The 9,429-nt window shown below is 42.4% G+C and carries 9 protein-coding genes and 1 tRNA gene; 4 read left to right on the plus strand and 6 right to left on the minus strand.

Going from position 1 to position 9,429, the window contains the following annotated elements:
- Positions 1-177: 177 nt before the first annotated feature.
- From NWQ57_RS05310 to trxA, 5 genes are all read right to left on the minus strand, one after another.
- Positions 178-253, minus strand: a tRNA-Thr gene (locus tag NWQ57_RS05310).
- A 163-nt stretch (positions 254-416) separates the two neighbouring features.
- Complete coding sequence (locus tag NWQ57_RS05315) at positions 417-1,556, minus strand: 5-(carboxyamino)imidazole ribonucleotide synthase (RefSeq protein WP_306021096.1); 1,140 nt, start codon at positions 1,554-1,556, stop codon at positions 417-419.
- A 15-nt stretch (positions 1,557-1,571) separates the two neighbouring features.
- Positions 1,572-2,066, minus strand: coding sequence for a 5-(carboxyamino)imidazole ribonucleotide mutase (purE, locus tag NWQ57_RS05320; RefSeq protein ID WP_306021097.1), 495 nt, complete (start codon positions 2,064-2,066; stop codon positions 1,572-1,574).
- Between the two features lie 229 nt (positions 2,067-2,295).
- Positions 2,296-3,561 (minus strand): transcription termination factor Rho, encoded by a 1,266-nt coding sequence (rho, locus tag NWQ57_RS05325; RefSeq protein WP_306021098.1) that lies wholly within the window; start codon positions 3,559-3,561, stop codon positions 2,296-2,298.
- Positions 3,562-3,879: 318 nt separating this feature from the next.
- Entirely contained in the window at positions 3,880-4,206 is a 327-nt protein-coding gene (gene trxA / locus NWQ57_RS05330) for a thioredoxin TrxA (protein WP_306021099.1), read from the minus strand.
- Between the two features lie 101 nt (positions 4,207-4,307).
- Between trxA and rhlB the strand changes: the two genes are divergently transcribed.
- A complete protein-coding gene (gene rhlB, locus NWQ57_RS05335; protein WP_306021100.1) occupies positions 4,308-5,573 on the plus strand; it encodes an ATP-dependent RNA helicase RhlB in 1,266 nt (421 codons plus the stop codon).
- Positions 5,570-7,090 (plus strand): guanosine-5'-triphosphate,3'-diphosphate pyrophosphatase, encoded by a 1,521-nt coding sequence (locus NWQ57_RS05340; RefSeq protein ID WP_306021101.1) that lies wholly within the window; start codon positions 5,570-5,572, stop codon positions 7,088-7,090. Before rhlB ends, NWQ57_RS05340 begins: the two co-directional genes overlap by 4 nt.
- A gap of 7 nt (positions 7,091-7,097) precedes the next feature.
- Here NWQ57_RS05340 and NWQ57_RS05345 read toward each other — a convergent pair whose 3' ends face one another.
- Entirely contained in the window at positions 7,098-7,994 is an 897-nt protein-coding gene (locus NWQ57_RS05345; RefSeq protein ID WP_306021102.1) for a LysR family transcriptional regulator, read from the minus strand.
- A 182-nt stretch (positions 7,995-8,176) separates the two neighbouring features.
- On the opposite strand from NWQ57_RS05345, the gene NWQ57_RS05350 reads away from it, so the two are divergent.
- Together NWQ57_RS05350 and NWQ57_RS05355 are read left to right on the plus strand one after the other, a co-directional pair.
- Positions 8,177-8,530: a DoxX family protein gene (locus tag NWQ57_RS05350; protein WP_306021103.1), complete on the plus strand. Its 354-nt coding sequence runs from the start codon at positions 8,177-8,179 to the stop codon at positions 8,528-8,530.
- Between the two features lies 1 nt (position 8,531).
- Entirely contained in the window at positions 8,532-9,320 is a 789-nt protein-coding gene (locus NWQ57_RS05355) for a class III extradiol ring-cleavage dioxygenase (RefSeq protein WP_306021104.1), read from the plus strand.
- The last annotated feature ends 109 nt before the right edge of the window (positions 9,321-9,429 follow it).

The raw sequence follows: 9,429 nt of genomic DNA on the forward strand, positions 1-9,429 counted from the left end.
CGGCGTTTTTTGGCTACTTTTTTGAGCTGTTGCAAAAAAGTATGCTCGACAGCCAGGGATGGCGGTTGAAAAACGCAATAGATTGCGGTCGCGCAGCGATGCTTTTAAAAGTAAGCATAGCGAATGCTTGGCGCGCGTAGCGCGTAATCTTGGTTTTTAAATAGAAAAAAAGAGGAATGGTGCCGACTACCGGAATCGAACTGGTGACCTACTGATTACAAGTCAGTTGCTCTACCAACTGAGCTAAGTCGGCACAAGGTGTAACCCTTACTGGCGATATTAACGTGTTAAATATCGCTTTGTGACGCTGCGTTAGGATGTTGGTAACTGCCAACGAAGGCGGTAGCCCTAAAGCGAGCGCCATTTTATTCATCACGCTGTGCTTGTCAAAACCTTTCCGAGTTTTCGCTCAACTTTTAAACACAAACCAGTCTGTTTGCTTCTTTTTCAAGCAACGGAAAGTGCTGGGCTGGCAGATAGGCTGTTAGACTCTGCAATTTTTCACCTAAACCCGCATAACTATCAGCGCAAATGTTTAAATGTCCCATTTTACGTTTTGGTCTCACTGTTTTGTCATACCAGTGCAGGTGAGTACCAGCAACGCTTAGTAGTTCTTTTGAGAAATCATTACAACCTACAATATTAATCATCGCTGTAGGGCTAGTTACTTCAGTTGAGCCTAAAGGCAGTCCGGCTATGGCACGAATATGATTTTCAAACTGGCAGGTATCGGCACCTTGCATAGTCCAATGGCCAGAATTATGTACTCTGGGCGCTATTTCATTAACCAAGAGTTGCTCACCTAACTGGAAAAATTCAACGGCCAACACACCAACATAATCCAGTTCTTCGGCTAGCTTGTTAAAAATTGTTTTAGCTTGCTCTGCTAGTTTTTCATCAACATAAGGCGCTGGAGCGACAGAGACACTGAGCTGGCCTTGATGATGCAAATTTTCTGCTAGTGGATAATAGGCTACTTTACCTTTTCCATCGCGAACACCAACAAGTGAAAGTTCACGTTCAAAGTGCAGCATTTTTTCTACCACTAAAGGCACTTTTACCAGATCTAGCGAGGACAACTGCGCTTTTAGCGCGGGTAATTCGCTGGTAGCACTCAAGCGCCATTGCCCATAACCATCATAGCCATCGCGACTGGCTTTGATTATCAATTTTTCGCCTAAGAGTTCAACCGCTGCATCTAGTTGCTCAACATGAGTAATAACTTGATATGGACAATTGGCGATATCGAGGCCTGATAATAAGCGTTTTTCTTTAACTCTGTCTGCACCTGCCATAATGGCTTCTATGCTCGGTTTGAGCTTGCCGCTAGCATTCACTTTTTCAAGTAAATCTTGTGGAATATGTTCAAACTCAACCGAAATGGCCACAGCAGAATCTATTGCTTGTGTTAAAGTTTGCTCACTGACTATTTTGCTAATAGGGTCAACAACTTCAAGGGTATTAACATCTACAGCTCTTACTTGTAATCCTAAAGGATAACTCGCTAACGCCATCATTCTGGCAAGCTGCCCAGAACCTAAAATTAATATACTCATTTCAAAAGCACCACGTTATTGTTGGGGTAGCGTTAATTCTTCGATAGCGAGCACTTTGGCAGTTTGTTCAGCTCTAAATTTGATAATGGCTTGTTGCACGTCTTTATCGTGTAAGGCTACAACTTGTGCTGCCAGCAAACCTGCATTCGCAGCCCCAGCCTCGCCAATGGCTAACGTACCCACCGCCACGCCTTTAGGCATTTGAACAATAGATAATAACGAGTCAATACCATTAAGTTGGCTAGAACGCACCGGAACACCAAAAACCGGTAAATGAGTATGCGCAGCAATCATGCCCGGCAAATGTGCGGCACCGCCTGCCCCACCAATAATGACCTGGAAACCCTGCTCTGCTGCTTGCTCTGCAAACTCAGTAAGAAGGTTAGGTGTGCGGTGCGCTGATACGACTTTGGCGACATAGCTAACACCTAGATTATCTAACATAATCGCCGCTTGTTGCATGGTTGGCCAATCTGAATTAGAGCCCATCACTATTGCCACTTTTGGCATATTCTTCTCACTTACGTTGAAAGTTTAGCCCGCAAATTGAAGCGTTAGCTGACTAAGTAAAATTTAGGGACGCAGATTGTAGCCTAAGTCGACCGTGTGCTTAAAGCTTAAAGTCCGCATCAGCTTGATTTTTAAGCAAACACGTAAAAGGCTACAGCCTCAAAAAGCAAAAATCCGCTGAAACCTTAATTTCAGCGGATTTTAAAATCAGTTTACTGATGTTTGAATACTAGCTTTTTTGACGGCGCATAGCGGCAAAAAATTCATCATTGGTTTTTGTCATCGATAATTTATCGATAAGAAATTCCATCGCATCAATTTCAGACATTTCATGCACAATTTTACGCAAGATCCACATTTTCTGTAGCTCATCTTGGGTAGTCAAAAGCTCTTCACGTCTTGTACCAGAACGGTTGTAATCAATTGCAGGAAACACTCGTTTCTCCGCAATTTTGCGGTTCAAGTGTAATTCCATATTACCGGTACCTTTAAATTCTTCGTAGATAACTTCATCCATCTTAGAACCGGTATCAATCAAAGCAGTGGCAATAATAGTTAAACTACCGCCTTCTTCAATATTACGTGCCGCACCGAAGAAACGCTTAGGTTTGTGCAACGCGTTAGCGTCAACACCACCGGTTAGTACCTTACCTGAAGAAGGAATAACGGTGTTATAAGCACGGGCTAAACGGGTAATTGAATCTAATAAAATAACCACATCTTTCTTATGCTCAACTAAGCGCTTGGCTTTTTCGATAACCATTTCAGCAACTTGCACGTGGCGACTGGCTGGCTCATCAAAGGTTGAAGCAATCACTTCGCCGCGCACGAGGCGTTGCATTTCAGTGACTTCTTCGGGGCGCTCATCAATCAGCAATACCATCAACACACATTCAGGATGGTTTGCAGCAATAGATTGAGCAATATTTTGCAGCAATAATGTTTTACCGGCTTTGGGCGGTGCCACTATTAAGCCACGCTGACCACGGCCAATGGGTGAGGCAAGATCTAATACACGAGCGGTAATATCTTCACTACTGCCATTTCCACGTTGCATCGTTAGACGTTCGTTGGCATGTAAAGGGGTAAGGTTTTCAAAAAGAATTTTATTACGAGAGCTTTCAGGACGGTCAAAGTTAACTTCACTGATTTTAAGCAGCGCGAAGTAACGTTCGCTGTCTTTTGGCGGTCGTATTTTTCCAGAAATGGTGTCCCCGGTACGCAGGTTAAAGCGTCTAATTTGACTTGGGGATACATAAATATCATCTGGGCCGGCCAAATATGATGCATCATTGGAACGCAAGAAACCAAATCCGTCTTGCAGTATTTCTAATACGCCGTCACCAAAAATATCTTCACCGCTTTTGGCATGAGATTTTAAAATTGAAAAAATGATATCTTGTTTACGAGCTCGTGCCATATTTTCCAACTTCATTTCGTCGGCTAAGGCTACAAGTTCACTGATCGGTTTTTTTTTGAGTTCCGTTAGGTTCATATTGGTGGGTCTTTATGCTTGAAGATTGCCTGTTGGCAACTTTGGTTGAATAATTCAAGGGTATTTACTAATTCATATTTCTGATTTGAGCAAAAACTGGCTGTTCATGGACGAACGTTTAAAAGTTATCACCAAAAAACAGCAACGTCTAGCTAAAATATGCGCCTTGTCGTGCCTTGTGTCAAATAAACTGTTCAAAATTTAAAACATCTTGAGTTGTGCAAGATTAAATAGCAGAATCAAGCGGCACATTATTGCAGATACATTCGAATAAAAAAGCCTAGCATAGCTAGGCTCTGTAATTTGGCTTTAACGAGATTAAATATTGCTATTTATAAACTCTACTAATTGCGACTTAGATAACGCACCCACTTTTGTAGCGGCGACATTCCCACCTTTGAACAATAAAAGAGTTGGAATACCTCTAATACCAAACTTTGGTGGTGTTTCGTTATTTTCATCGACATTAAGCTTGCCAACTGTTACTTTGCCTTCGAATTCGTCAGCAACTTCATGCAATATTGGCGCAATCATTTTACACGGACCACACCATTCCGCCCAGAAGTCAACCAACACAGGACCAGCAGCATTGATAACATCGGCCTCGAAACTATCGTCAGTCAACTGGATAATTTTGTCGCTCATTCTTTTCTCCGTAATTTTTTCTCTCGCTGACTTTATTCAGCGCGGTCATGATTGTTATATAGAAACTGGTTTTTAATGCAAGCACAGATAAGCTATAAGCTATGCAAACAACACATTTAACCGAAACAAATTTTTCAGACTTGCCGATTAACGAGCAAGTCATCAAGGCGCTAAGTGCAGCGAATTTTAATCATTGCACGCCTATTCAAGCATTAAGTTTACCACCTTTATTAGCTGGCCACGATATCGCAGGCCAAGCCCAAACGGGTACAGGTAAAACCATTGCTTTTCTAGTGGCAACATTTCACTACTTACTGGCAAATCCGCAGCCAAATAAAAAACAACCGCGGGCCATTATTATGGCACCAACTCGTGAGCTAGCAGTGCAAATTTTTAATGACGCTGAATTGCTTAGCAAACACACGGGCTTATCCCTTGGACTCATTTATGGGGGCGAAGGTTATGAAAGTCAACGTGATAGTTTGCAACGAGGTGTAGATATTATTATCGGCACTACGGGCCGTATCATTGACTACTATAAACAAAATATATTCTCCCTTGAGGGTATACAAGTTGCTGTACTTGATGAAGCTGACCGCATGTTTGATTTGGGCTTTATTAAAGACATACGCTTTTTGTTTAACCGTATGCCTAAAGCCACTGAACGCTTAAGCATGTTATTTTCCGCCACGCTATCGTATCGCGTGCAAGAACTTGCATATGAGCACATGAATAATCCAACTCATGTACAAATTGAGCCTGAGCGTAAAACCGCTGAACGCGTACAGGAAGAGTTATTTTATCCTTCTGACGAAGACAAGATGCCTTTGTTGCTTAGTTTGATGGAAGAAGAATGGCCTGATAAAGCGATTGTTTTTGCTAACACCAAACATAGTTGCGAAAAAGTAGCCGATTGGCTACAAGCTGATGGCCATCGTGTGGGTTTGTTAAGTGGGGATGTACCGCAAAATAAACGCCTGAAGATTTTAGAAAACTTCACCTCTGGTGTATTAGACATATTAGTTGCTACTGACGTTGCAGCTCGTGGACTGCATATTCCTATGGTAAGTCATGTATTTAATTATGATTTACCTGACGATGCTGAAGATTATGTGCACCGCATTGGCCGTACAGGTCGAGCTGGACAAAGCGGCAAATCTATCAGTTTTGCCTGTGAGAAATATGCCTTAAATTTGCCGGCCATTGAAACCTATGTGGAACATTCAATTCCAGTAACAGAATATGATCCTACAAGTTTAATCCGGGATGTTACGCCGCCAGCGCCTCGCTTTAAAAAGCGTATGCAAAGTGGTCGAAATCACCCTAATAAACGACCATCAGGACCAAGACCACAGCGTAATAGATGAACAACAGAAACGAAATAGTCAGCCCATTTAATCAACCAGAGCAACTTTATGCCGCGGTTGATTTAGGGTCTAACAGCTTTCATATGGTTATCGTCAGAGTCGCTGCTGGCAGTGTTTCTATTATTGGTAAAATTAAACAAAAAGTCAGATTAGCTGCTGGCCTTGATGAGAACATGAATCTCGATGAGGCAAGCCTTGAAAGAGGATGGCAGTGTTTAAGTACCTTTGCTGAACGATTACAGGATATTCCTTTAGCGAATATTAAAGTCGTTGGCACTGCAACCTTAAGACTCGCTGCTAATGTCCAGCAGTTTCTAGACAAAGCCGAAGACATACTGCAACACAAAATCGATATCATTTCAGGCGAAGAAGAAGCACGGCAAATTTATTTAGGCGTTGCTTATACTTCTGCTAACCAAGGTAATTCTTTGGTTATCGATATTGGTGGCGCTAGTACCGAAGTTATTGTTGGTAACGATATGACTCCTATCCATCTTACCAGTTTAAACATGGGCTGCGTAACTTTCAAAGAGCGTTATTTCGCTGATGGCATGGTGACCGACGAAGCCTTTACAGAGGCAATTCACAACGCTAAAGCATTACTTGCCCCTGTTAAAGATGATTTTATCAGTTTCGACTGGCAACAGTGTTTAGGGGCGTCAGGCACACCCCAAGCGATCACGGAAATCTTAATTACTCAAGGCATTAGCGATTCTATACGCTTAGATTATCTATATAACCTTAAACAGCAGTGTATTGATTGCGTTAACATTGACGCATTAGATATTGTTGGGCTGACCGAAGCGCGCAGGGCGATATTTCCCAGTGGCTTAGCCATTTTAATTGCCTTGTTTGAAGAACTTAATATTCAGAACATGCAGATTTCTGCTGGCGCACTGCGCGAAGGGTTAATTTATGGCATGTTGGATAATATGCAGCAGAATGACCGTAGGGCCGAAACCCTAGAGCAGATGATGAAGCAATTTCACATTGATGCAGAACACGCCCATCGTGTTAAAAATCTAGCTTTGCTGCTGTTTAAACAGGTGCAGCAGCAGTTAGATTTAAAGAAAGTGGATTGTGAAGCGTCATTAATTGCGGCAAGTATGTTGAATGAATTGGGTTTGCATATTGAATACAAGCAACACCATAAACACGGCGCTTATATTCTCTCTCATGTGCCAATGGTGGGCTATACCCAACAACTGCAAAATGGCATCCGAGTATTAGTATTGAATCACCGGGGTGATATAAACCTGAATGATTTTCAGCCCTTTGCAAGTGAAGTACGTGAAAAACTTATTGTGCTTTTGCGCCTCAGTCGCTTGGCATGTTTATTATCAATTCGACGTAAAGATAAATTGTTACCCAAGATTAAACTGACCATTCAAGACAATGATTGGATATTAACGTTTCCTGAAGGGTGGTTAAAAGCGCACCCACTGATTGATGCGGAACTGGCCAATGAAAAGTGGCAGCAGCATAAAGTTGGCTGGAAACTCCTTTGTCAGTCATAACAGACCATTAAAATTGATTGAAGGTATAGGCCCTGAAACGCTCCCATAAAGTTTGTGCTACTGGTCCTAAGGTTTGATCTTTGTTTTTCATAATTTGATAATGCAGTTTTATTTCGTTTTGTATGTCTGTTAGTTGAAGTTTGACTAAACTGCCATTTTGTAAGCCTTGTTCAGCATAGTTGCCCGGTAATTTACCCCAGCCCATGCCGCTTTCTATCAACATCCGCTTAGTCGCATAATCATTTACATACCAACGGCGTTGACCTACTTGCACCCCAAAATCTCGATCCCGTGTACCGCTGCCAGAATCTTGCACCACTATCTGATATTCATTGATCAATTCAGTACGGGTAGCTAGCTGGGGATGGCGCGCGACTAAACGGGGTGAAGCAACATTAACCAGCACACCAGAGTTAAGAAGATGACATTCGAAATTTCCTTGGTGAAATACGCCTCCTTCTGCGGGAGAAATACATAAAGTTGCCAGTTTTTTCTGCAATAAATCCAAAGCACCTGATAGGTATTCTTGCTTTAACACAATTTGAGTATTAGGAAATTGACTTTGCACACTCTCAAGTAAGGGCAATATGCCTTTTAAGTCGAAAGCGGCTTCAATGGCTATAGTAATACTGATTTCATTGCCCGCAGCAATATTGTTTGCCGCTTGTTTTAACGACGCCGCTTCATCAAGCAAACGTTGTGCATGTTGATACACCGCTTTTCCCGCTTGAGTTAAAGTTAAACGATATGCTGCGCGACTAAATAATTGCACATTTAAGATTGATTCTAATTGCCGAATTCCCTGACTGATAGCGGGCTGGGTTTTATGTAAGGCTTGACTGGCTTGGCTTAAAGAGCCGAAATCCGCTACCGCCTTAAACATCACTAACTGTTCAAGTTTCATTATCACCCCAACTCATAAACATTTAGTTTATAACTAATTAATAAATGTTCAATATTTTTTAAGTTATGACTTCATTACACTCTGTTGCAAGTATTCACACTTATCCATCAACACGTAACTTGGTCGATAAGGCTGTACCCAAACTTTTTTTAAAAACAGATACAATCGTTAGGAAATTAATTATGAGTAAAGCAAAAAAAATCACCTTATGGGTTTTGTTAGGCCTTAGCACTCTTGCCTTTTTAGCCGCAGGATTAGGAAAGTTAGCCGGCGTTGAAGAATTACATAAATCATTTGCCTTAATGGGCTTGCCCGTTTGGTTTGGTTATTTTATTGGTGCAAGTGAATTAGCCGGTGCAATTGGCTTATGGTTACGAAAACTGAGTGTTTATGCAGCATCTGGCCTGATTATCATTATGCTAGGCGCCACCTACTTTCACGTTGCTTATGAAAGCGTTGCAAACGCAGTGCCTGCGATAATTTTGATCGCCTTACTAGGTGGCATCATTGCTCTACGTAAGCAACAAGCTGCCTAAGATGAGTCACTCATCTCAACTAATGCCTGTTTTGTACCTACCTCACGGAGCAGGGCCGATGCCTCTGCTCGGTGAACCAGGACATGCAAACTTGGTGACGTTTTTGCGTGACATACCACAGCGGATGCCAGTACCTAAAGCCATTATAATGATCAGTGCTCACTGGGAAAGTAACGAGGTCCGTATTTCGTCATCCCCCGCTCCGGACATGATGTATGACTATGGTGGATTTCCGCCAGAAACGTATGAATATCGGTATGACGCTCCCGGTAATCCTGAGCTGGCACAGACTATCAGTAGGTTGTTAGCGAACAAAGGCATCGCTAGTCAACTGGATGAACACAGAGGCTTTGACCACGGCACATTTGTACCGCTTATGCTGATGTATCCGCTAGCGAACATTCCAGTGGTGCAAGTCTCTTTATTGAAATCTTTCGACCCCGCAAAACATATAAAGTTAGGTGAAGCCCTTGCCCCACTGCGTGAACAAGGCATCTTAATCGTCGGTTCTGGCATGTCGTTTCATGGTAGAGCGGCGTCAAAACAACACAGTATCGTGTTTGACGAATGGCTAACCAGCACCTTATTGTTACGGCCTGTAGAGCAAACTTCGCAGCGCCTGCTTAATTGGGAAGCAGCCCCTGCGGCAAGATATTGTCATGCTCGTGAAGAACATCTTATGCCTTTGCATGTATGCTTTGGCGCCGCAAAAAAACATAGTACTAGCGCTGAAAAAGTATTTTCAGGTTGGCTATTTGATCGTCAGATTTCTGCGTTTTTGTGGCACTAATATCTGTTGGTATAAACCAAGCCATCACCTAAAAACTGGCAATGTGGTGGCTTGGTTTAAGTTTAAGGATTAAGCTTTCAGAAGGGCGGCTGCCTGTTTGGCAAAATAA

Origin of the sequence: Paraglaciecola sp., assembly GCF_030730205.1 — a bacterium.
Lineage (GTDB): Bacteria > Pseudomonadota > Gammaproteobacteria > Enterobacterales > Alteromonadaceae > Paraglaciecola.

Coding starts and splice junctions, on each gene's coding strand:
- NWQ57_RS05315 (WP_306021096.1), bottom strand. CDS start 1,556: ATGAGTATATTAATTTTAGGTTCTGGGCAGCTTGCCAGAATGATGGCG.
- purE (WP_306021097.1), bottom strand. CDS start 2,066: ATGCCAAAAGTGGCAATAGTGATGGGCTCTAATTCAGATTGGCCAACC.
- rho (WP_306021098.1), bottom strand. CDS start 3,561: ATGAACCTAACGGAACTCAAAAAAAAACCGATCAGTGAACTTGTAGCC.
- trxA (WP_306021099.1), bottom strand. CDS start 4,206: ATGAGCGACAAAATTATCCAGTTGACTGACGATAGTTTCGAGGCCGAT.
- rhlB (WP_306021100.1), top strand. CDS start 4,308: ATGCAAACAACACATTTAACCGAAACAAATTTTTCAGACTTGCCGATT.
- NWQ57_RS05340 (WP_306021101.1), top strand. CDS start 5,570: ATGAACAACAGAAACGAAATAGTCAGCCCATTTAATCAACCAGAGCAA.
- NWQ57_RS05345 (WP_306021102.1), bottom strand. CDS start 7,994: ATGAAACTTGAACAGTTAGTGATGTTTAAGGCGGTAGCGGATTTCGGC.
- NWQ57_RS05350 (WP_306021103.1), top strand. CDS start 8,177: ATGAGTAAAGCAAAAAAAATCACCTTATGGGTTTTGTTAGGCCTTAGC.
- NWQ57_RS05355 (WP_306021104.1), top strand. CDS start 8,532: ATGAGTCACTCATCTCAACTAATGCCTGTTTTGTACCTACCTCACGGA.